A 20,743-nucleotide genomic window follows, 5' to 3' on the forward strand; every position below is an offset into this window, starting at 1 on the left:
TGCTGAGAGCGTGCCAAATCGGACCAATACTGTGCTGGGTGCTGGGTGCTGGGTGCTGGGTGCTGGGTGCTGGGTGCTGGGTGCCGGGTGCCGGGTGCGCGTCCGGGGTGCTGGGTGTGGGGATCGGCCTAATTAAACTCGGCCGGCAGCACCGGTGCTGGTCGGCCCAGCCTTAGACCCAAAGACTCCGCAGGCTTGGCAGGTTCGAGGTCTGCAGGCTTCGCGGCGTCGGCCTGTTCGCCTGGTCCCGCCGGAATGGCCTGCCCGGTGTGCGCGGAAGTTAGCTCGCCCGCGTCGGACGTGTCGGCGGTAGGGGACGAGTCGTCCTGCTCTGCACCAGACGCGGAGTCCAATAGTTCAGGTGCGGACAGTGGTCGAATGGACTCCTCGGAGGGGACACTTGGCGCGATGTCGGCGGAGAGTGCCTGCATGTCACCGAACTTGCGTGCGCTGACCAACACCCGTGACTCCATAGAAGCGACGGTGGCGTTGTAGGACCTGCTGGCGCTGTCGAGCGCCTTGCCGACCTTGGCCAGGTGCCCGCCCATCACGGAGAGGCGCTCGTATAGTTCCTTGCCGGTCGCGAGGACCTGCTGCGCATTTTGAGCAAGGGTGTCTTCGCGCCAGGCGTGAGCCACGGTCCGCAGCATGGCCACGAGTGTGGTCGGTGTGGCGATCACCACGTTCTTGCCGAAGGCGTACTCCTGTAGAGCCGAATCCTGCTCGACGGCCGACTGGTAGAAGGCCTCAGAGGGCAAGAACATCACGACGAATTCGGGTGCAGAGTCGAACTGGTCCCAGTACTTCTTTCCCGAGAGGTCGTCCACGTGCTTCTTGACGTGGCGCGCGTGGGCCACGAGGCGGTCGGCCCGCACCAGTTCGTCTTCTGTCTCGAACGCCTCCAGCAGTGCCGACAGTGCGACCTTGGAATCCACCACGATGGTGCGCCCACCGGCGAGCTTCACGGTCATGTCGGGTCGAAGGTTCTTGCCGTCGGAGTCGCGAACGCTCTCCTGCTCCTCGAAGTCGACGTGCTGGATCATGCCGGCCAACTCCACGACGCGGCGCAACTGGACTTCACCCCAGTTGCCTCGCACGTCGGAGCGGCGCAACGTGTTGATGAAGTCCGATGTCTTTTTGTCGAGTTTTTCCGATGCGGCGACCATTTGGCGCACCTGCTCGCTGAGAGTGCTCTGGCCTTCCGCTCTGGCCTTGTCGGCCTCCGTGGTCTGCCGACGCACGTCGTCCAGGGCCTTCGCCATCGGCTCGACGAGTTTCTTGACGGATTCCTCGCGCTTGGCGAGCTCCGCGTCGCTGACCTGTTGTGCGCGCTTGATGCGCTCGCCCGCGACCTCGAGAAACTGCTCATTGTTCGACTTGAGTACGTCAGAAGCGAGCGACTTGAACTGTTCCTTGAGTGCCTCCTGGTCGGCAGTCACACGCGCGACGTACCGCTCGTGGTCTGCTCGAATCTCCCGCTCGCGCACCACGGAAGCGTCGGCTACCTCACGCACTCGCACCTCGAGGGCATCGGCGCGTGCACGCTCGACGGCCGCCGCGGTCCGCAGACTCGAGTCATTGGAGCCACCGCGCGCCGCGCGTAAGGACGCGATGAGGAACCCGACGACGACTCCGACGATGAGGGCAAGGAGACCAACGATGACTTCGACCATGGGCTCACTGTGGCATGCGGGTCTGACAGGTGAGGCATCGGCGCTCTGAGCGGTCCTGATTCAACAAAACAGCCGGACAAATCGACCATAACACTGTGACATTCATCACATTTGAGTCACAAAAGGCCCACAAACATGCCTTCGAAATGCGTTTGTTACCTTAGGTTTCTTAGGCTTATCACGAAGCGGAGAAACTCTCCGTGAGAATTCCGGTCGATTATTCACCCCGAATCGGCTTACCAGTGACGGCCCGCATCCGGGCTAACAGGAGGAAAAATGAAGGTACGTAAGGCAGTCCTTGCAGGACTCGCTGCTACCGCAGTAGCAAGCCTGGTGCTTGCAGGTTGCTCGTCATCTGACGACACCGACAGCACCCCCAGCTCGTCCGCCGCCACGTCTGGCGACGCGATGGCCAGCGGCGGAGTGATCCGCACCAACGGTTCGGAGCCCGAGAACCCGCTGATCCCGACGGCTACCAACGAGACCGGTGGCGGCAAGATCCTCGACGCGATGTTCGCAGGACTCGTGTACTACGACGGCACCGGCGCCGCTCACAACGACCTCGCCGAGTCCATCACGCAGGTGGACCCGACCTCGTACGAGATCAAGATCAAGCCCGACCAGACCTTCACCAACGGTGAGCCCGTTGTCGCGAGCTCCTTCGTGGACGCGTGGAACTACGGTGCTCTGGCAAGCAACGCACAGAACTCCAGCTACTTCTTCGAGGACATCGAGGGCTTCAGCTATGAGGAGGACAGTGAACTGACCGGCCTCACGGTTGTTGACGACCTGACCTTCGACGTCAAGCTCAACAAGGAAGCCTCTGACTTCCCGCTGCGCCTCGGCTACTCGGCTTTCTACCCGCTCCCCGCCTCGGCATTCGAGGACATGGACGCGTTCGGTGCCAACCCCGTGGGTAACGGTCCGTACATGCTTGCCGGCCCCGACGCTTGGCAGCACGACGTTCAGATCGAGCTCGTCACGAACCCGGACTACACCGGTGAGCGCCAGCCCGCAAACGATGGTCTGACCATCGTCTTCTACGCGACGCAGGACGCTGCATATGCAGACCTCCTCGCTGGCCAGGTTGACGTCATTGACGGCATCCCGGACTCCTCGCTGCAGACGTACGAGGCTGACCTTGGTGACCGCGCTGTGAACCAGCCTGCCGCCATCTTCCAGTCCTTCACGATCCCGCAGTCGCTCGCGCACTTTGAGGGCGAAGAGGGCAAGCTGCGTCGTCAGGCGCTGTCGATGGCCATCAACCGTGACGAGATCACCGACGTGATCTTCAACGGCACCCGTACCCCCGCGAGCGACTTCACGTCGCCCGTGATCGACGGTTGGTCTGACAGCCTCGATGGTGCAGAGGTTCTCGCATACAACCCCGACGAGGCTGTGAAGCTTTGGGCAGAGGCCGATGCAATGAGCCCCTGGGAAGGTACGTTCCAGATTGCTTACAACGCTGACGGTGGGCACGACGCCTGGGTCGACGCTGTGAACAACTCGATCAAGAACACCCTCGGCATCGAGGCATCGGGTAACCCTTACCCGACCTTCGGTGAGTTCCGCACTGACGTGACGGACCGCACCATTGACACTGCGTTCCGTACCGGTTGGCAGGCGGACTACCCGGGTCTGTTCAACTTCCTCGGCCCGCTATACGCCACCAACGCTGGTTCCAACGATGGTGACTACTCGAACGCCGACTTCGATGCTCTTCTCCAGCAGGGAAACACTGCTGCGGACGCGGCTACCGCGAACGGCTTCTACCAGGATGCACAGGAAATCCTCCTCCAGGACCTTCCCGCCATCCCGCTGTGGTACTCCAACGTCAACGGCGGCTACGCCGAGGGTGTGAACAACGTGCAGTTCGGATGGAACTCCGTCCCGCTGTACTACGAGATCACCAAGGGCTAGTCACAAGAACGGCCCGCCTCTCCATCGTGGAGGGGCGGGCCGTTCTGACGCCCGATCCAAACTTCTGGTGTAAGCGCTCTGCGCCTTGCACCAAGTCACGACTTAGCTGCCCTGCCGCGACCTAGCGGTGTGACGCGCGGTAATGTCGGTTTAGACTTTTCTCACTGTTCTCACCATTCAACGAAGAAACGAGGCGCGCACTTGCTGACGTACATCCTTCGTCGCGTGCTTCAAGCGATCCCTGTATTTTTTGGCACGACTTTCCTGATCTACTTCATGGTCTTCGCCATGCCCGGCGACCCCATTGCCGGTCTGTTCGGCGACAAGACGCCGAACCCGGCAGTGGCCGATGCTCTGCGTGCGCAGTTCAACCTGGACCAGCCGTTCATCATGCAGTACCTCCTGTACATGAAGGACTTCTTCACGGGCAACCTGGGCGTGACATTCTCTGGCCAGCAGGTCAGCGATGTGTTGGCACGAGCGTTCCCCGTTACCCTCAAGCTCGTCCTCATGGCCGTGGTGCTCGAGTTCATTTTGTCCGTCGTGATCGGTCTGATCTCCGGTCTTCGCAAGGGCAAGTTCTTCGACAACATCAGCCTGGTCGTCGCGTTGGTCCTCAGCTCGGTCCCCGTGTTCGTCGCCATGTTCGTGGCGCAGTACTTCGTCGGCATCAAGTGGGGATTGGCGCCGGTAACGGTCGGTGCGGATACCACCTGGGGAGCGATGTTCCTCCCGGCCGCTGTGATCGCCCTCACCGTGTATGTCACCGGAATGAGGTTGATGCGCGGTTCGGTCATTGAGTCGCGACAAGCTGACTACGTTCGCACCGCCTACGCCAAGGGACTGACGCACAAGCGCATCGTCCCGGTGCATATTGCTCGCAATTCACTGATCCCCGTGATTACCAACACGGCCGCTAGCTTTGGTGCGCTGATCGCCGGTACCACCGTGACCGAGGGAATCTTCAATATCCCGGGTATCGGCCAGGTGCTGTATCAGGCCATCACGCAGAGTGAAGTGCCCACCGTGGTCACGTTCGTCACGATCCTGACTGTGATCTATGTGATCGTCAACATCCTCGTCGATCTCCTGTACGCCGTCCTCGACCCAAGGATTCGCTATGTCTAATCGTCCATCTGAGCATTATGTCGCGCCCATTGAGGACGCGAATGTCGAGGTCGACGCGCTCAAGCTCAAGGAGCGCAAGAGCAATCTGTGGCTCGATGCGTGGCGTGACCTCCGTCGGCGCCCGCTGTTCTACGCGGCAGTTGCGATGGTGCTGCTCGTCACGCTGATGGCCTTGTGGCCCACGCTGTTTACCGACGTGCCGCCGAACTCCGAGTGCTCCTTGTCGAACAGCAACGGCGGCGCAGTCGCCGGCCACCCGATGGGGTTCACCCGTCAGGGATGTGACATCTATGCCCGTGTGGTGTGGGGCGCGCGCACCTCGCTCGCCGTTGGTGTGCTCGTCGTCGCCATTACCGCTGCGATCGGTATTCCGATGGGCGCGATCGCCGGCTTCTTTGGGGGCAAGATCGACTCGTTCCTCTCACGCATCGGCGACATCTTCTTCTCCATTCCTTACTTCCTCGCGGCGGTCGTCGTCATGTCGGTCCTGTCGGACCTGCGTAGCGTCTGGACCATCGCGCTCGCGATTGGTGGTTTCGCTTGGGCGTCTCTCGCTCGCATCCTGAGGGCCGAGATTCTTCAGGTGAAGAACAGTGACTACATCATGGCTTCAGAGGCCGTGGGCCGAGGGCGGATGTCGACGCTGATGCGTCACGCGCTACCCAACTCGCTGACGCCGGTGATTGTGACGCTGACGATTGCACTGGGCGCGGCCATCGTCGCGGAGGCCACGCTGAGCTTCCTCGGCGTCGGTTTGGGAGATACCGTCATGTCCTGGGGTAACGACATCTCCAAGGCGCAGACGTCGATTCGCACCGCGCCGATGTCACTGGTGTGGCCGTCGCTGGCGCTGACACTGACCGTGCTCGCGTTCATCGTGCTCGGTGAGCTGATCAGAGACGCGCTTGACCCGAAGGCGAGGGCACGCCGATGAGTGACTCACCCGTGACTGCCATAGACATGAATCAAGAGACGGATGTCCTAGTGCACGACAGCCACAACGTCGACCCCAACAAGCCGTTGGTAGAGATTCGCGATCTCGCCATCGGGTTCACCACCCAGGGTGGTGTTGTCGAGGCGCTCAAGGGCGTGTCCTTTGACATCTTCCCGGGCGAGACCGTCGCCATCGTGGGTGAGTCGGGTTCCGGCAAGTCCACGACTGCCCATGGCATCATCAACCTGCTTCCGGAGAACGGCAAGATCACCGGTGGCAGCGTGAAGTTCGAGGGCAAGGACCTCGCGACCGCCAAGAAGGCTGATCTTTACAAGGTCCGCGGCCGCGACATCGGCTTTGTTCCCCAGGACCCGATGTCGAACCTGAACCCGGTGTGGTCGGTTGGCTTCCAGGTTCGTGAGGCGGTCAAGGCCAATGGTCTGGCAACCAATAAGAAGGACGTGAACGCCCGGGCCATTGAGGTGCTCAAGGAGGCTGGGCTCGCAGATGCTGAGCGCCGTATGGCGCAGTATCCGCACCAGTTCTCGGGCGGTATGCGTCAGCGCGTGTTGATCGGCATCGGCCTAGCAGCCAACCCCAAGCTGCTCATCGCCGACGAGCCCACCTCAGCCCTCGACGTCACCGTGCAGCGTGTCATCCTCGACCACCTCGAGGCCCTCACGCGCGAGCGCAACACGGCGTTGTTGCTTATTACGCACGACTTGGGGCTGGCTGCCGAGCGTGCCACCAAGCTCATCGTGATGTACCAGGGCAAGATCGTGGAGGCTGGGCCCAGCCTTAAGATCCTGCAGAGCCCTCAGCACCCGTATACCAAGCGCCTCATCGCGTCGGCTCCGTCGCTTGCGTCGCAGCGCATTTCCGGCACCCACGTTGATCACGTGGGCGGGAAAGAGGCGGGTATCGATGTCGCGGACCTCGCGGCTAAACACGAGCGCGCCAAGGCGGACCAGGCAGCCACGCCGGTCGTCGAGGTCAAGGATCTCACCAAGATCTACTCGATCCGCAAGGGCAACTTCAAGTCCGAGCCGCTGCGTGCGGTAGACAATATTTCGTTCAGGATTCCCAAGGGCAGAACGCTCGCCCTGGTGGGGGAGTCGGGTTCGGGTAAGACCACGGCCGCCAAGATGGTGCTGGGACTCGAGAAGCCAACGAGCGGCGACATCTTCCTCGATGGCACCAACCTGGCGGGCGCCTCGCGCAGCGAACTCTTCAAGGTGCGTCGCAAGATGCAGCCGGTGTTCCAGGACCCGTATGGATCGCTCGACCCGCAGCGCTCCATCGGTGCGATCATCAGCGAGCCGCTCAAGGTGCACAAGGTGGGCGACAGCGCCTCGCGTGAGGCCCGCATCAAGGAGCTTCTCGAGCAGGTGTCGCTGCCCACGGCGGTCGCCAAGCGGTACCCCAACGAGCTTTCTGGTGGTCAGCGTCAGCGTGTGGCAATTGCTCGCGCCCTGGCACTCAAGCCGGAGATCGTGGTTCTTGATGAGGCCGTCTCAGCGCTTGACGTTCTGGTCCAGGCGCAGATTCTGCAGCTCCTCGCGGACTTGCAGTCTGAGCTCGATCTGACCTACCTGTTCATTACGCACGACCTTGCGGTGGTGCGTGTGGTGGCCGACGAGATCGCGGTCATGGAGCAGGGCAAGATCGTTGAGTCCGGCACCGCTGACGACATCTTCAGCAACGCCCAGACCGAGTACACCCAGAAGTTGCTGGAGGCCATTCCTGGCGCCGGCATCGAGTGGGGCGACGTCGAGTAGACCGCTCTAGAAGCTGAGGACAAACAGTCCGAAGCCCGCGACCAGCACAGCAATCGACAGCCAGTTGGGTCGGCGAGAAATCGCCTTCTCACTGGCTGTCGCCGTTTCCGGCGACAGGGTATTTTCCGCGCCCGATGCTGTGGTGGCTGGGGAAGTCACGGCGGCCGATGCATCGGCTGGCTGCGCGGTGAGGGTCGCCGAGGGCGCTTCGCCGCCCTTCCTCCACGCCTGGAACGCGTCGTCGACCATGTGTGCGGCGCTTCCGGAGGCGCTCTCGGGGGAGCTGCTGGGGCCGTTCGTGTAGATCAGAGTGGGGGCCTCGGGGTGTCCTCCTGTTTCGCCGGGGGTGATTCGTCGCGACTTCATGGCGCCGGGAGCAGGTGCGGCGAAAGCGCTGGTCTTGGACGCATCATCCGTCACCAGTTCGAGCGCCCATCGGGTGCGGATGGACTCTAGCCGCGCGAACGGCACGGTGGAGATCGTCACCACGTTGACCACTACGACGTGGTCGGAGAAAACATCGACGCGAGGGCGGAAGTACGCGGCGAAGGCGAGTCCCGCCAGGGCAGCGAGGAAGCCGAGCGCGGGCCGAGCCTCGTACCAGCCGCCGCCAATGAGAACCATGATGCCGATGACGGCGCAGAGACCCATGACGATGGTGGAGTAGATGAGCGAGGAGCGGGCTCGGAACTGTTTCATGCAGACATCGTGTCACGAGTCTCCACATGGCAACTAGACTTGACTCCCGTGGCCTTAACTATCGGAATCGTCGGACTGCCCAACGTTGGCAAGTCCACCATGTTCAATGCGCTGACCCGTGCGGGGGTGCTCGCCGCGAACTACCCGTTCGCGACCATCGAGCCCAACGTGGGAGTGGTGTCACTGCCCGACTCGCGCCTCGGGGTGCTGGCCGGAATCTTCGGCTCGGAGAAGATCCTCCCCGCGACGGTGTCCTTCGTGGACATTGCCGGCATCGTCAAGGGCGCCTCCGAGGGAGAGGGCCTGGGAAATGCGTTCCTCGCGAACATCCGCGAGGCCGACGCGATCTGTCAGGTGACCCGAGCGTTCGAGGATCCCGATGTGGTGCACGTCGACGGCAAGGTGGACGCTGCCTCGGACATCGAGACCATCAACACCGAGCTAATTCTCGCCGACCTGCAGACTATCGAGAAGGCTATCCCGCGCCTCGAGAAGGAAGTCAAGATCAAGCGCGCGGAGCCCGCCTTCCTCGCCGCGGTGCTCACCGCCAAGGAGATCCTGGAATCCGGCAAGGCGCTCAGCGCGGGCGCTAAGGAAGCGAAGCTTGACCTCGCGGACGTTAAGGAACTGTCGTTACTGACGGCCAAGCCGTTTATCTACGTATTCAATACGGACGATGCTGGGCTCGCCGATGAGGCTTTGAGGGCCAAGCTCGCCGCCCAGGTCGCGCCCGCCGAGGCGATCTTCCTCGACGCACAGTTCGAGTCCGAGCTTGTGGACCTCACCGAGGACGAGGCCGCCGAGATGCTCGCGGACTCCGGCCAGGAGGAAGCAGGGCTTGACCAGCTTGCGCGCGTGGGCTTCGACACCCTCGGACTGCAGACCTACCTGACCGCCGGCCCCAAGGAGTCGCGCGCGTGGACCATCCGCAAGGGTTGGACCGCGCCGCAGGCCGCCGGCGTCATCCACACGGACTTCGAGAAGGGCTTCATCAAGGCTGAGGTGGTCTCGTTCGACGACCTGGTCGAGTTCGGAACTATGGCCGATGCGAAGGCCGCTGGCAAGGTGCGCATTGAGGGCAAGGATTATGTGATGCACGACGGCGACGTGGTCGAGTTTAGGTTTAATGTGTAGCGCAACCTGACCGCGACGCTCGGCTACTGCCCTGGACGGTTGAGAATGTCGGCATCCCACGTCAGGTCTGCTCCCTCATTGAGGGGGAGCGCTTCAATGGCGGGGTCCTGGACTAAGTCCAATACGAGTTCGTGGCTGCCGGCGACCAATGTGGAGTCGAAGTCGATTTCGGTCACCATGGCCCAACTTCTGTCCGCGGGCCAAAGGATGCTCGGAGATTGCGGGAATTGCGCGGAATGGTGCCAGGGCACCTGATTCACCCAACTCTGCTGGCGGTAGAACTGCGGTGCACACTTATATAGGTAGTAGGCGCGCCCTGGCAGTTCCAGCTTTTCGCCATTGACCACTTCCGCCGGCAGGAGGCCAGAACCAGGTCCGACTTCCCCTGTGGAGAGCGGGGAAGTGTCTTTGAGGACACGCCCGTCGTCTGAAAATGTGAGCATGGCATAGCCGGCCGAACTTGTGAGGCCACCCCACCCTTCCCAGATGGCGGAGACACCGTCGTCTGGGGTGGATGTGTGTTCGCAGAGCCAGGCGGCCACTGCAGCCAGGGTGTCCGGTGCGAGGTTCCCGGTTTCGGGTTCCGAGTAGCGCCAGCCCTCGCTGTCCATTATTTCCTGCTCGCTCATTTCCTGCCCGATGAGCCGATGGAACTGGGCCAACGGGTGCATCTTGGTACCAAAGGTTCTCGCGATGTCTGACCACCGAACCTGTTGCTCTTCGAGGGCGACGACTCCCATTCGGGGATGACCGTGCCACGTGCCGGTGCCCTGCGGGCGGTCCCGCGTTACCGGATGGAAGATTCTGGCGTAGGCGGGAAAGCCTCGCGGTACGACGGAGTGCATGTCATGCCACACCGTGTCCAGCAACGGCTTGAGCCACTCACCGGCGGTGGCATCGGGCATCGTGTCCATGGCGACAGCCTAGCCACCGGAGCAGGGATCCAACCTGTGCGACCCAAACCGTGCACCTGCCGCATAGCGTCGGGTTGTGTGTGCCACAGCCGTGACAGGGGGCCGCGCTGGGTGCGTGTTCCCGAGGGGAATCTGGCCTGCCGAGGTCGGCCACGCCAAAGCCTCCGTGGAGGGGTCTGTGCGAGAGATTCAGGGGTTATTCCGCTACGGAACGCGGTGGAGTTCCGCTTTTCGCTTTAACCCCTGGGGGCATGGCGGAGACTTCTCCGCTTGTCATTTCGGTCAGCGACGCGCTCGTCCGTCATCTCTTGCTCCATCGCAGCGTGAGTAGGTACTCCCGCGCCATTGCAGAGGCAGTCTGGATCTCGCGATCAGCGATCGCATCAAGGTTGCTGAGCGTTCTGGCAGGCATCACCTCCGAACTTGCGTCGCAGAAGCAGTAGATCCATCGTGACTTTGCGACTGCGCGTGTAGTGAAATGCCAGTGATACTGCTCGCAGTGTGTTTGATATGGCACGATGTTCATATGGCCCGTGTGGTGGGGGGAGACGGACCCGATCTAGCAAAGGACAAGATGGTCGACGTAGCGGAAAAACTCGACACGAGACTGGTGGGGCCTCTCGATCCCAACGTGCAAACGATAATCGAGGATTTCGTTGAGGTCTGTCACCCCGTCGAGTCTCTTCCGATCCTCGTGTTGCGTGACAACGCGACTGCGGCGGTCTTTGTGGAAGTTCACCTGCTCGCCGACGCACTCGTGCGGGTAGCGACTCTCGACGTACCCCTGGATCCGGATGACTCCGGCGACTACCGCGCGAACCGCGAGGTAGTCGAGGACCACGTGGCATTCGCCAAGATGAAGGAAGATGCCACGAACGCTCGTGCGTTCAGCAACCTGGTGTGCGAGTTTACGACCGCTTTCGATGAAGATCATCCGTTGAAGGTAATCGGCGGTCAGCACCGATTCACTGCCATCCAGGAAGCGCTCGAGAACGGCGTCAACGAGCACCATGGAGTGAAGCTTTACTTCGCCCTGGACAACGAGCAGAGACTCGACGTCCAGTTGATCTCGAATACCAATATCGCCGTCTCGACAGACTTGTTCGACCGCATGACCGAAACACTCGCAGGGCCGGAACTGCGTGAATGGTGCCAGAAGGTCGGGCTGCTCGAGAAGGACGAAGACTTCGCCGACCGCCGGGCCCGAGGCAATCCGATCACGGTGCGCGCCGCTCGGACTTTTATCGTCAACTACTATCGCGGCACTGAAGTGGAGCCGAAGAAGTTCGATAAAACGGCTACGACTCCAGCGCTGCTCAAGTCCGGCGTGAACGTCGAAGAATGGGAGACGCTTAAAGCGCAGAACCCCACGTTGTGGGAAGACAAGAACTTGCAAACAGCAGGTCGGGAGTTCGCACTTCTGGTGGATGCTCAGCGCAAGCGTTTCACAACGGCCGCAGGAAAACTGAAACCAGGGTCCGCGGATTCGGCAGAGAAGGCGATGAACTATGCCGTGCTGAGCGCGTGGGCGTACGTCGCGGGTGTCCTGAGTAAGAACAAGACACGTCAGAGGCGGCATTTTGCACTGAGAACAGTGCAGAACAAGGACCCACTGAACGCCGCCGCTCTCGGGAAGGGGCGACACAAAGCTGATCAGGAAAACTATCGCGGCCTCGGGTATCGCACAGACGCGAAGGAGCGCAACCGCCTCGTGGAGCTCTTCTACCTACAGGCAGAGGACGGCTCCCAGATCACAACCGCCAAGATCGATCTGGCGATCAAGAAAGCCGTTGCTAAGGAAGCGCTGCTCGAAGTATCCAAGGCATCTGCGAAGGCAAAGTCCGAATGAGTATGGAAGCTGACGGCTTCTCAATCCGTCTGCTAGACGAGGCCAAGCGTTTTCTCGAGAAAGCGGAAGTGGCGTCCGGCGATGAGCAGGACGCATGCCTTCACGCGGCATTGATTGTCGGGTTCAGTGCGCTTGAATCACACCTGAACGGCATCGCCGAAGAATTGTCATCCCGTACCAATACAGACCTCCTCCACAAAGCGATCCTTCTTGAAAAAGACATCAAGATTGAAAACGGAGTGTGGAACCTTGGTAAGGACAAGTTCTATCGGCTCGAAGACCGGATAGCGTTCCTGGCTGCGGAATACTCCGGCAAGGCGCCTTCGGCCTTTACCTGGTGGTCCTCCCTGCGCGACGGGATGAAGGTGCGCAACTCTCTCGTCCATCCCCGTGACGCCATCGTGCTGAAGTTGTCGGACGTGCAGAGGTTCTTAGGCGCGATTGTTGAAGCCCTCAACGACATTTACCTCGGCGTCTTCAAGAAGGGGCACCCGTCGTTCAACCGCGGACTCCAGTCGACAATGTCCTTCTGACAGGTGTCGCCGTTTAATTGTTTGAGGCCCGGGATAGTGCCATGCAGGCCGACTCGCTTGTCAACTCGCGATAGCTTGGCAAGTGCCGGAACGCGGTGGAGTTCCGCTTCGCGCTCTAACATCTGGTGACGGGTTCCTCGCGAGATCTGTCCGAATCGAGTTTCGGTTGCAACGTGCTGGCTGAAGTTAGCTACTGAGTGCCTGGTGAGTAGCCAGTAGGTTGGTTCTACAGCGCTTCACCGTGCCAGCAGTATGCAGCGTGGTTGGGATCCTTGATTTGGGGGAGATTCTTGGACGGGGGGAACTTGAGCAGTGGCGACGAAGTCGATGGCTTTCTCGAGCGGGAGTTCGTCGCCGCTCCAAAGGTGCTGACGTCGAGCCTCTATCACTACACCTCTTCGGACGCTGCCATTCTGGGAATTCTTGCCAATCGAAGCATCCGGATGTCTCCTTTCCAGGGGACGAACGATCTTTGGGAGTCTCGGCCCCTTTGGCCGAACCTTGAGGGCGAGTCTAGCCGCGGCGAGTCCACTCACGAGGATGTCGTCAGTATCTGGGAGGACATCGATCGCTACATTCGGGGATACTCGAAGGTGGCGTGCTTCACCCAAGACTGGGAACTGCCAGCTTCAGCAATGCGGCCAGATGCGCTTCGCGGTTGGGCCCACTTGTCATTATGGGCGCATTACGGAGCCAGGCACACCGGTGTGTGTCTTCGGTTCGACCGAGACCGGCTTGTAGCCGCTTTTGAGGCCGGGCGGGAGAACGCCATCCATCAATTCCACGGGTCGGTCCGGTATCGCAGTGCGGAATTTGGAGACGGACCCCATGGCATCAGCCTTGAGCAAGCTGAGGAGTTCGGTATCGATGCTGTTGCGCTTCGATACGCACACGTTCATCGCGACCGAGTATTCTTCCGCAAGCATGCGGATTGGGCCAGTGAGGCCGAATTCAGATTGGTCCGAACAGACCTTTCCACCGAACCGCACTATTTCGACATCACTGATGCCCTCACCGGCGTCGTGTTGGGAGATGCATTCCCGAACGACCGGATGCCGGCGTTGCTCGCGATGCTGGCCAACTTCGACGATGTGGAGCTGCTGCAGGCTAGGTTCCACAACCGCGCTTTCCATCTGTTCCCTAGAGAAGCGCTTGCTGAGCCCGAGCCACCACCCACGCCAATGCCGACGACCGCTTCAACGATTCCGCCGCGGCGCCCCGGGGATCTCGCCCATCGACTGGACTCGCTTGAAGAGGCGGAACGGACCGCGGGCACCGACCGACAGGCAGCGATTCAGGTTGCTGCACCCGTGCTCCAGACATGGCATGAAGGCCTCTGGGAGCGGCCTGAGCTGTGTGCGGACTGGTCGCGCATTCTCGTTAACTTTTATCCCCATGCAACTGCGATCCCAGAGGAAGAGCGGTGCAAGCGTCCGGGAGTTCCGGGCGAAGTCATCGCCTACGAGGCTGGGCTCATGATGGTCGGTGAACATCAACCGCAATACAGCTTCACTTGGGTCATGGCGATCGCTCTCCAGATCATGCCAAGCGGCGCAGGGCGACTGCATGCGTGCATCACGACGGAGGAATGGAGAATAGCAGGCAACGACCGGCGGGAGCTCTACCGAAACGTACGCGACGCGAGTCCGGACGAGCTCGTGGAAGCGTCGCGCGAAGTGCTGGCGGGTCTGATTGAAGCGCTACCAGATGCTCGATCAAAGTTTGATGAACTCCGTGGAGCGTGAGTATGAGGAGAGCTACCCAAGGACCTGACGGCGGTTGTATGCCTTGAGGCTATTTGGTCACGGAACGTGGTGGCCTTAGGTTTCGCGCCCTAATGTCTTGTGACGGTGACGCCACTACTGCTCACCAGCCTGGGCTCTTTCACTCGGCGCGCGGGTATGTGGCCTATGCAAGAAGGACCGCGGCTTGCGCTCTGCAGGATCACGAAGACTCGATGACCCGCCAGCGGAACGTGACGTACGGCGCGATGTAGAGGACGTCCGTGCTCTCTCGCTGCACGTCCAGTATCTCTACGACAGCGAGCCGACCGTGTTCATTCATTAGTACTACGCGCTCGCCGATGCGCGGGGTCACAGTGCGACCGGGTACGAGGTGCTCCTCCAGCGCCCCGTCGTCGGTCGTCGCGCTACGGACCAGTCCGACGGCCTTCACCGTGTCCCTGTAGACGTACACCGAGTCATTGCCGCAACCGCTCACGTGAAGTGCAAACTCGGAGACTCCAAAGCCCCATCGGAATGTCTTCTGAGGTGCGTCGTCGTAGGAAAATTGGATCTCGCCCGTTAGTTCTGGGCTACGCCATTGGGAGGGCTCTGTTCGTGCGGCTTGGTGGTCTAGCCGAGTGGCTCGCTCGCGTAAAGTCGCGATCGACGTGGCGCTGTCTCGGTTGGCAGGGAGCCCGGCGACCCAGCGCCATAGGTCCTCGATCTGTTCGGAGCCGGGGAACTGTTGCAGACTCGCTGGAGCGTAGTTGAAGACGAACCCCCTAGGCAACCTGCTGCCGATCCAATCGGGTAGTAGGCAATTCGGGTTGTCGACGAAGAGTGCGGTTAGCCAGGAGGGTTCGTGGGTCTCGAAGGCCTCGGCAATCCAGCGATTCTCCTTGCCGACCCCAGATTCGGGCAGCGTGTTTGCACGCTCGACGTAGTTCTCGTCCATGATGAGAAGGACTCGCCTGGAATCGGTAACCCGCCTCATGAACCCGTTGAGGTCTTCGCCATAGTCGACATCAGCGTCCAGAAGCACGTTGAAGCCAAGCGCCTTGAGTTGGGCGGCTAGCAGGTGCACCCACTCCCGGTGCTTCACCGACGTCCACGCGTACGAGACGAACAGGTCTGCGCTCACTGGTTCGCCCCCACGCTCTATTGCGAGTCCTTTGTGACTGCGCTGGGGTCTCGTGGCAGATCTGCCACGAGACCGTTCGGCCCGTACCAACGCCGTTCCCCTGAGGTGAAGCTCACTTCGCCGACAAGCCTGTCGCCGTGGACCCAACCGGTGAGGTCCGGCTCGTTGTTCCCAACCTCCGGTTTGAACCCCCATGGGCGAGATTCTTCGCGGCGGACATCTGGCGGGGGGAATGCTGAAGGCGTTCGGTGGCCCCCGCCTACGGCGCACAGGGACCGCCGCACATATTCGATGTAGTTCAGCAGGTCGCTGGCGTCGCGGCGCCGCAACTCGTCGGGGCGATCCGGTTGTTTTGACTGGTTGTAGCGGACCAACCAGATAAGCCCGTCCCATCGCTCGCGGACCTCCGCGGGAAGCGCGTGAGCTTCGCTAGACCCTGCTTGCAGCAGCACCGAAGCACGTCGGTTGCGTTCGTGGTGAACGTCCGCTGTGGCTCGGACTCTCACGAAGGAGGCTGAGCGGTCTTCGTCATCTTGCTTCACGGTCGTGAAATCCGCGAGCGCCGCGATCAGCCGGTCCGCTGCGAAGGAACGGCGCCGATCTTCTTCGACGCGCTGTGCTTCTTGCCGCTCTTTCGCGGCGAGGTCCGTCTCATGCTTCAGCACCTTGGCCGTTTGGCGTGAGCCTACCCAGGCAGAGAGGACACCACCAACCAGCGCGCCTAAGAGTGCTGCCAGTAGTTCGGTCATGTTGAACAATGTAGCTTCTGGGACCGACAGTGCCCGCGCGCTGGCACACTACCTCATGACACCCAGGAGGACGCGGTCGCTCGAGACACTTCGGCAAGATGCTGCCGTGCGGGCACCGGTGAACGATGCAGCACAGAGGTTATTCGGCTACGGAACGTGGTGGAGTTCCGCTTTAACGTCTAGCGGTAGTAGCCCTCTTCGCTATGCAGTGAGCGCGATCAGATCGTTCGGCAGCAACATCGCCGAATGACTGTGGCAGCGTGAGCGGGTGCCCCACATCGATACCGGAGGTCCTCACCTATTCCGTCACGCCAGGCTGCTCACCAACTCAGTAAGACGAACACCTAGCCCGCTGAGACATTCAGTGTGTTGATGGTTTTGGTGACGCGCTCACCGTCTTTCTCGAGGAAGACGATCTCGCCGAACTCGAGATGCGACCAGTCGTCACCCTCGGTCAAGGGCTCGGAGGCGAATATGACACCAGTCGCGTCATCCTCGCCGCACTCCTCAAAGTTATAGGTCGTTGCGTCGTGTTCGAAGTTGCGCCCCATCAGCAGGTACATCGGTTCGAGGAGCATCGAAAGGGCGAAGTCGTCGCTGTCAGGGGCTGACTTTCGCAGCTCCTTCCAGTCGCCGACGGGGTTGGTCTCACCGTGGTGACCGAGGCCGACGTTGACACCGATGATGCGGCCGGCCGACACGAGGGCCATCTTCAGCTTGGTCAGAGCGCCGAGGTCGAGTTCTTTCATCGCCTGGGCGATCAGCTTGATGAGCTTTTCGATCGCTCGTTGGACGTCCTCGTTGCTGTCACCTTCGAGCAGCGAGAGAAGCAGCACGTAGATGAACTCGGTGTCCGTGTTTCCGCGCAATTGTTTTAGATACCGATCCTCGCAGTGCTGCAGCAACTCGCGCTGCAGGAGCTGCCAGTTGGGAAGGTATCCATTCTGGGCGACAATCCACGGCGTCTTCGCGAAGGAGAACGGGTGGCAGTTCTCGTCGACCATCACGACCTTCGAGTTGTACGCCGCGGCCCGCACGTGCGCCAGCATCGTGCTGGCCTGGAGGCTGGGGATCATCCGGCTGGCATTGTCGTCGTAAAAGGCCGCCATGGGTCGGCGGTAGATGAAGGGGTCTTCGGGCTTCAGCAAGTGCTCGCCCCAGATTCCGAATCCCCACCCGGCCAACTGGAGCTCGGGGTGCTGTTCGGGGTCGAGTGCCTGATTGATCAGGCTGTTCTGTGGCTTGAGTAGGAGGTTCTCCAGGGGTGTCTCAGGACCGAGGTAGGCGAGCACGCGGCACATACGTCTCCTTCATTTGGCTCCTGCCATCCTATGCTCGTTGCAGGGTGCCGGTGATGGACGCGGTGGCGAATACGCGCCGGCGCGCGGGTAGTCTCGTGAGATGAGTGCTTCAGCACAATCCACAGTGGCTTTCCACGATCGCTTCGCCCAGGCGCTCCCGGAAATGTGCACCCCATGGGAGGCGCAAAGGATTCACAGTCCTCAGTTGCTGGTGTTCAACGAGCCCCTGGCGGCAGAGATGGGCCTCGACCCCGCCGCCCTGCAAAGTTCTGACGGGTCGCGCCTCCTGACCGGCAACCTTGTCCCCGAGGGCGCCACTCCAGTCGCGCAGGTATATGCAGGGCATCAGTTTGGCCACTACTCTCCTCGGCTCGGTGACGGACGCGCGTTGCTGTTGGGTGAAATCGTCAATGCCAGCGGGAACCTCCGGGACGTCCACCTGAAGGGGTCCGGGCGTACACCTTTCGCCCGTGGTGGCGACGGCCAAGCGGCAGTGGGGCCGATGCTGCGCGAGTACATTCTCAGCGAGGCTATGCACGCCTTGGGTATTCCCACCACGCGGTCGCTCGCGGTGACGAGCACCGGTATGTCCGTTTATCGTGACACCGAGCTTCCGGGGGCTGTGCTGACACGGGTGGCTAGCAGTCATCTCCGCGTAGGGACCTTCCAATACGCGCGAGCCACGGGCGACGTCGAGCTTCTGCGCAGACTCGCAGATCATGCAATCGACCGTCACTACCCGGCTGCAGCGAAGGACGAGAATCCTTACCGTGCCTTGCTTACGGACGTCATTTCTGCTCAAGCGTCGCTGGTTGCTCAGTGGATGCTGACTGGCTTCGTTCACGGAGTGATGAACACCGACAACATGACCATCTCGGGAGAGACCATCGACTACGGGCCCTGTGCGTTCATGGACGCCTTTAACCCCTCCACGGTCTACAGCTCAATCGACCAGGCGGGGCGCTACGCCTACGCCAACCAGCCCGCTGCAGCCGAGTGGAATCTCGCCCGTCTTGCGGAGTCACTGCTGCCGCTCCTTCACGAGGATGAACAGCGAGCGGTAGAGATTGCTACCGCGGCGATCGGAGGCTTCGAGGCAGATTACCTGGCCGCCTGGTCGAGGGGTGCGAGCGAGAAGATCGGTCTGCGCCACGAGGCGGACGGCGATGCCGCATCAGTGCTGGTGCAGGAGTTTTTTGCTCTTCTCGAGGAACATCAGGCAGACCTCACGTTGGCCTTCCACCGCCTCGGCGCCGCCGCTTCCGGTTCAGCCGAGCAGGCGAGATTCCTTTTCGATGGTGCCGCAGGTTTCGATGATTGGATGGAGCGCTGGCTGCAGCTTGGCCCCGACCGCGACTTGATGAGCCATGTCAACCCCATTTATATCCCTCGTAACCACCTCGTCGAAGAGGCGCTTGCGTCGGCCACCGAGGGGGATCTGGCCCCGTTGCGTCAGCTTTTGAATACCGTGACCCGCCCCTACGAGGAGCGCCCGGGGCTAGAACGCTATGCCGCGCCGGCTCCCGCCGACTTTGGCGCGTATAGAACTTTCTGCGGAACCTAGTTCTCATCCTTACGGGTATCTTCCGAGGAGCAGGGTCACCATGAGGCCGCTGGCAAATTAGTCAGCACTCACTGTATAGTCAGTGCATGCTGACTATTACCTCTCGCCTTGACGTGATGAATCGGCTCGGCCGAGCGATGGCCGACCCGACTCGTTCCCGCATCCTGATGACCTTGCTTCGGGGGCCGAGTTACCCCGCGGTGTTGTCTCGGGAGTTGGGGTTGACGCGCTCCAATGTCTCGAATCACCTGGCGTGCCTCCGCGACTGCGGGATTGTGGTGGCGGAGCCCGAGGGAAGGCAAACGCGCTACGAGATCGCCGACCCCCACCTAGCAAGGGCGCTCACGGCGCTGGTGGACGCGACCCTCGCCGTCGACGAGAGCGCACCGTGCATCGACGCGGCGTGCTCCGTTCCCGGCTGCTGTGATGAGGGAGCTGAGCAGTGACCGCTGCAGTACTCTCGCCAGAGCGCACCGCGGTGCTACGGGGGCGGATCAAGATCGTCGTGGCGATCACCATCATCTGGAACGTCATTGAAGCGACCGTCGCCTTGATCGCTGGCAGTGTTGCGTCCTCGGCAGCACTCATCGGCTTTGGGCTCGACTCCATCGTCGAGGTGTTCTCCGCCGCCGCGGTGGCCTGGCAGTTCGCCATCCCGGACCACGAGAAGCGGGAGAAGACCGCACTGCGAGCCATCGCCGTGTCGTTCTTCGCCCTCGCCGCGTACGTGTCGGTCGACGCGGTGTTGTCGCTGACGGGGCTGCGAGAGCCGGAGCACTCCCCGGTTGGAATCGCGATCGCGGCGCTGAGCCTTGTCGTGATGCCGTTCCTGAGTTGGTTCGAGCGACGCACCGGTCGGGAGCTCGGTTCTGCATCGGTCGTCGCCGACTCGAAGCAGACGCTCATCTGTACGTACCTAAGTGCGACGTTGCTGGTTGGCCTGCTGCTGAACAGTCTGCTCGGATGGGCGTGGGCCGACTCCGTGGCTGCTTTGGTGATCGCGGCCTTGGCCGTCCGCGAGGGCATTGAGGCGTGGAAGGGCGACGCCTGTTGCGTCACGCCGGTCGCTGCACTCACCGGGGAGCGTGAGGCTGACGCTTGCGAGGACGGCTGCTGTACCCCTCGATGAGATCGAGGCTGATGCGGCCCGGTGCGAGGGCTCGTTGGCTTGGGCGCGTCGCCAGTCCTGAAGCGTACGATCGTGTGGTGAATGGAGATAGCCGGGACCAAGAGCTATTCCTCGCGGGCGGCTGTCTCTGGGGTGTGCAGGCATTCGTCGCCACGCTACCTGGGGTGACGTTCACAGAGGCCGGCCGGGTCAATGGCACCAGTCGGCGCCTCGACGGTGACTACGACGGCTATGCCGAATGCGTGAGAACACGGTTCGATCCACGTGTCGTGACCGTCGAGCAACTCTTGACGTACCTTTTTGAGATCATCGACCCGTATAGCGTGAACCGGCAGGGCCCAGACGTCGGAGAGAAGTATCGGACCGGGGTGTATTCCGAGCACCCGGCACACCTCGAGGCCGCGCGAGCCTTTATCGCCGCCAGAGACGACGCCCATCGGGTCGCCATCGAGGTGCTGCCGCGTGCCAACTATGTGCCAAGCGCGGACGAGCATCAGCATCGCCTCGATCGGTTCCCTGAGGATTCCTGTCACGTCCCGGTGGAACTGCTGACCAAGTATCGCGCGTAAGTAA

General features: G+C 61.5%; 18 protein-coding genes. 12 read left to right on the plus strand and 6 right to left on the minus strand.

Annotation, left to right across the window (positions count from 1 at the left end; all coding sequences use genetic code 11):
* Window positions 1-128 precede the first annotated feature (128 nt).
* Complete coding sequence (locus tag AOP73_RS05955; protein ID WP_084626594.1) at window positions 129-1,673, minus strand: DNA recombination protein RmuC; 1,545 nt, start codon at window positions 1,671-1,673, stop codon at window positions 129-131.
* A gap of 276 nt (window positions 1,674-1,949) precedes the next feature.
* On the opposite strand from AOP73_RS05955, the gene AOP73_RS05960 reads away from it, so the two are divergent.
* From AOP73_RS05960 to AOP73_RS05975, 4 genes are all read left to right on the plus strand, one after another.
* Entirely contained in the window at window positions 1,950-3,593 is a 1,644-nt protein-coding gene (locus tag AOP73_RS05960; protein ID WP_061963833.1) for a peptide ABC transporter substrate-binding protein, read from the plus strand.
* A gap of 201 nt (window positions 3,594-3,794) precedes the next feature.
* The gene (locus tag AOP73_RS05965) at window positions 3,795-4,721 is read left to right on the plus strand and encodes an ABC transporter permease (protein ID WP_061963835.1); all 927 of its coding nucleotides are present in this window, start codon (window positions 3,795-3,797) and stop codon (window positions 4,719-4,721) included.
* Complete coding sequence (locus tag AOP73_RS05970; RefSeq protein ID WP_061963837.1) at window positions 4,714-5,655, plus strand: ABC transporter permease; 942 nt, start codon at window positions 4,714-4,716, stop codon at window positions 5,653-5,655. Before AOP73_RS05965 ends, AOP73_RS05970 begins: the two co-directional genes overlap by 8 nt.
* 26 nt (window positions 5,656-5,681) lie before the next feature.
* The gene (locus AOP73_RS05975; RefSeq protein WP_061964888.1) at window positions 5,682-7,433 is read left to right on the plus strand and encodes an ABC transporter ATP-binding protein; all 1,752 of its coding nucleotides are present in this window, start codon (window positions 5,682-5,684) and stop codon (window positions 7,431-7,433) included.
* 6 nt (window positions 7,434-7,439) lie between these two features.
* On the opposite strand, the gene AOP73_RS05980 is transcribed toward AOP73_RS05975, so the two are convergent.
* Window positions 7,440-8,132 carry a hypothetical protein gene (locus AOP73_RS05980; RefSeq protein WP_061963839.1) on the minus strand — a complete coding sequence of 231 codons (693 nt, stop codon included), beginning with the start codon at window positions 8,130-8,132 and terminating at the stop codon, window positions 7,440-7,442.
* Window positions 8,133-8,180: 48 nt separating this feature from the next.
* Between AOP73_RS05980 and ychF the strand changes: the two genes are divergently transcribed.
* Window positions 8,181-9,266 (plus strand): redox-regulated ATPase YchF, encoded by a 1,086-nt coding sequence (gene ychF, locus AOP73_RS05985; protein WP_061963841.1) that lies wholly within the window; start codon window positions 8,181-8,183, stop codon window positions 9,264-9,266.
* A 23-nt stretch (window positions 9,267-9,289) separates the two neighbouring features.
* Here the strand turns inward: ychF and AOP73_RS05990 are convergent, their stop codons facing one another.
* The gene (locus AOP73_RS05990) at window positions 9,290-10,180 is read right to left on the minus strand and encodes a hypothetical protein (protein ID WP_061963843.1); all 891 of its coding nucleotides are present in this window, start codon (window positions 10,178-10,180) and stop codon (window positions 9,290-9,292) included.
* 526 nt (window positions 10,181-10,706) lie between these two features.
* On the opposite strand from AOP73_RS05990, the gene AOP73_RS06000 reads away from it, so the two are divergent.
* From AOP73_RS06000 to AOP73_RS06010, 3 genes are all read left to right on the plus strand, one after another.
* Window positions 10,707-12,029, plus strand: coding sequence for a hypothetical protein (locus AOP73_RS06000; RefSeq protein WP_201774492.1), 1,323 nt, complete (start codon window positions 10,707-10,709; stop codon window positions 12,027-12,029).
* A complete protein-coding gene (locus AOP73_RS06005; RefSeq protein ID WP_152650546.1) occupies window positions 12,026-12,562 on the plus strand; it encodes a hypothetical protein in 537 nt (178 codons plus the stop codon). The genes AOP73_RS06000 and AOP73_RS06005 overlap by 4 nt, the downstream gene beginning before the upstream one ends.
* A 305-nt stretch (window positions 12,563-12,867) precedes the next feature.
* Window positions 12,868-14,307, plus strand: a complete 1,440-nt coding sequence (locus AOP73_RS06010; protein ID WP_152650547.1) for a DUF2971 domain-containing protein — start codon at window positions 12,868-12,870, stop codon at window positions 14,305-14,307.
* 199 nt (window positions 14,308-14,506) lie between these two features.
* On the opposite strand, the gene AOP73_RS06015 is transcribed toward AOP73_RS06010, so the two are convergent.
* The 3 genes from AOP73_RS06015 to AOP73_RS06025 form a co-directional block, all read right to left on the minus strand.
* Window positions 14,507-15,427, minus strand: a complete 921-nt coding sequence (locus AOP73_RS06015) for a toll/interleukin-1 receptor domain-containing protein (protein WP_061963851.1) — start codon at window positions 15,425-15,427, stop codon at window positions 14,507-14,509.
* Between the two features lie 17 nt (window positions 15,428-15,444).
* Complete coding sequence (locus AOP73_RS12020) at window positions 15,445-16,176, minus strand: hypothetical protein (RefSeq protein WP_061963853.1); 732 nt, start codon at window positions 16,174-16,176, stop codon at window positions 15,445-15,447.
* A gap of 344 nt (window positions 16,177-16,520) precedes the next feature.
* Window positions 16,521-17,477, minus strand: coding sequence for a class II glutamine amidotransferase (locus AOP73_RS06025; protein WP_061963855.1), 957 nt, complete (start codon window positions 17,475-17,477; stop codon window positions 16,521-16,523).
* Window positions 17,478-17,577: 100 nt separating this feature from the next.
* On the opposite strand from AOP73_RS06025, the gene AOP73_RS06030 reads away from it, so the two are divergent.
* The 4 genes from AOP73_RS06030 to AOP73_RS06045 all read left to right on the plus strand — a co-directional run bounded on the left by AOP73_RS06030 (window position 17,578) and on the right by AOP73_RS06045 (window position 20,739).
* The gene (locus AOP73_RS06030; RefSeq protein ID WP_061963857.1) at window positions 17,578-19,041 is read left to right on the plus strand and encodes a protein adenylyltransferase SelO; all 1,464 of its coding nucleotides are present in this window, start codon (window positions 17,578-17,580) and stop codon (window positions 19,039-19,041) included.
* Between the two features lie 86 nt (window positions 19,042-19,127).
* Window positions 19,128-19,487 (plus strand): Cd(II)/Pb(II)-sensing metalloregulatory transcriptional regulator CmtR, encoded by a 360-nt coding sequence (gene cmtR / locus AOP73_RS06035; RefSeq protein ID WP_061963859.1) that lies wholly within the window; start codon window positions 19,128-19,130, stop codon window positions 19,485-19,487.
* Window positions 19,484-20,170, plus strand: coding sequence for a cation efflux transmembrane domain-containing protein (locus AOP73_RS06040; protein ID WP_061963861.1), 687 nt, complete (start codon window positions 19,484-19,486; stop codon window positions 20,168-20,170). The genes cmtR and AOP73_RS06040 overlap by 4 nt, the downstream gene beginning before the upstream one ends.
* A 77-nt stretch (window positions 20,171-20,247) precedes the next feature.
* Window positions 20,248-20,739, plus strand: a complete 492-nt coding sequence (locus AOP73_RS06045; RefSeq protein WP_061964892.1) for a peptide-methionine (S)-S-oxide reductase — start codon at window positions 20,248-20,250, stop codon at window positions 20,737-20,739.
* The last annotated feature ends 4 nt before the right edge of the window (window positions 20,740-20,743 follow it).

The sequence above is a fragment of the Demequina aurantiaca genome (assembly GCF_000975135.1).
Taxonomy (GTDB): Bacteria; Actinomycetota; Actinomycetes; order Actinomycetales; family Demequinaceae; genus Demequina; species Demequina aurantiaca.

Excerpts from the sequence above, each read along its gene's own strand:
- AOP73_RS05955 (WP_084626594.1), bottom strand. The coding sequence starts at position 1,673 with ATGGTCGAAGTCATCGTTGGTCTCCTTGCCCTCATCGTCGGAGTCGTC.
- AOP73_RS05960 (WP_061963833.1), top strand. The coding sequence starts at position 1,950 with ATGAAGGTACGTAAGGCAGTCCTTGCAGGACTCGCTGCTACCGCAGTA.
- AOP73_RS05970 (WP_061963837.1), top strand. The coding sequence starts at position 4,714 with ATGTCTAATCGTCCATCTGAGCATTATGTCGCGCCCATTGAGGACGCG.
- AOP73_RS05975 (WP_061964888.1), top strand. The coding sequence starts at position 5,682 with ATGAATCAAGAGACGGATGTCCTAGTGCACGACAGCCACAACGTCGAC.
- AOP73_RS05980 (WP_061963839.1), bottom strand. The coding sequence starts at position 8,132 with ATGAAACAGTTCCGAGCCCGCTCCTCGCTCATCTACTCCACCATCGTC.
- AOP73_RS05990 (WP_061963843.1), bottom strand. The coding sequence starts at position 10,180 with ATGGACACGATGCCCGATGCCACCGCCGGTGAGTGGCTCAAGCCGTTG.
- AOP73_RS06000 (WP_201774492.1), top strand. The coding sequence starts at position 10,707 with ATGGCCCGTGTGGTGGGGGGAGACGGACCCGATCTAGCAAAGGACAAG.
- AOP73_RS06005 (WP_152650546.1), top strand. The coding sequence starts at position 12,026 with ATGAGTATGGAAGCTGACGGCTTCTCAATCCGTCTGCTAGACGAGGCC.
- AOP73_RS12020 (WP_061963853.1), bottom strand. The coding sequence starts at position 16,176 with ATGACCGAACTACTGGCAGCACTCTTAGGCGCGCTGGTTGGTGGTGTC.
- AOP73_RS06025 (WP_061963855.1), bottom strand. The coding sequence starts at position 17,477 with ATGTGCCGCGTGCTCGCCTACCTCGGTCCTGAGACACCCCTGGAGAAC.
- AOP73_RS06030 (WP_061963857.1), top strand. The coding sequence starts at position 17,578 with ATGAGTGCTTCAGCACAATCCACAGTGGCTTTCCACGATCGCTTCGCC.
- cmtR (WP_061963859.1), top strand. The coding sequence starts at position 19,128 with ATGCTGACTATTACCTCTCGCCTTGACGTGATGAATCGGCTCGGCCGA.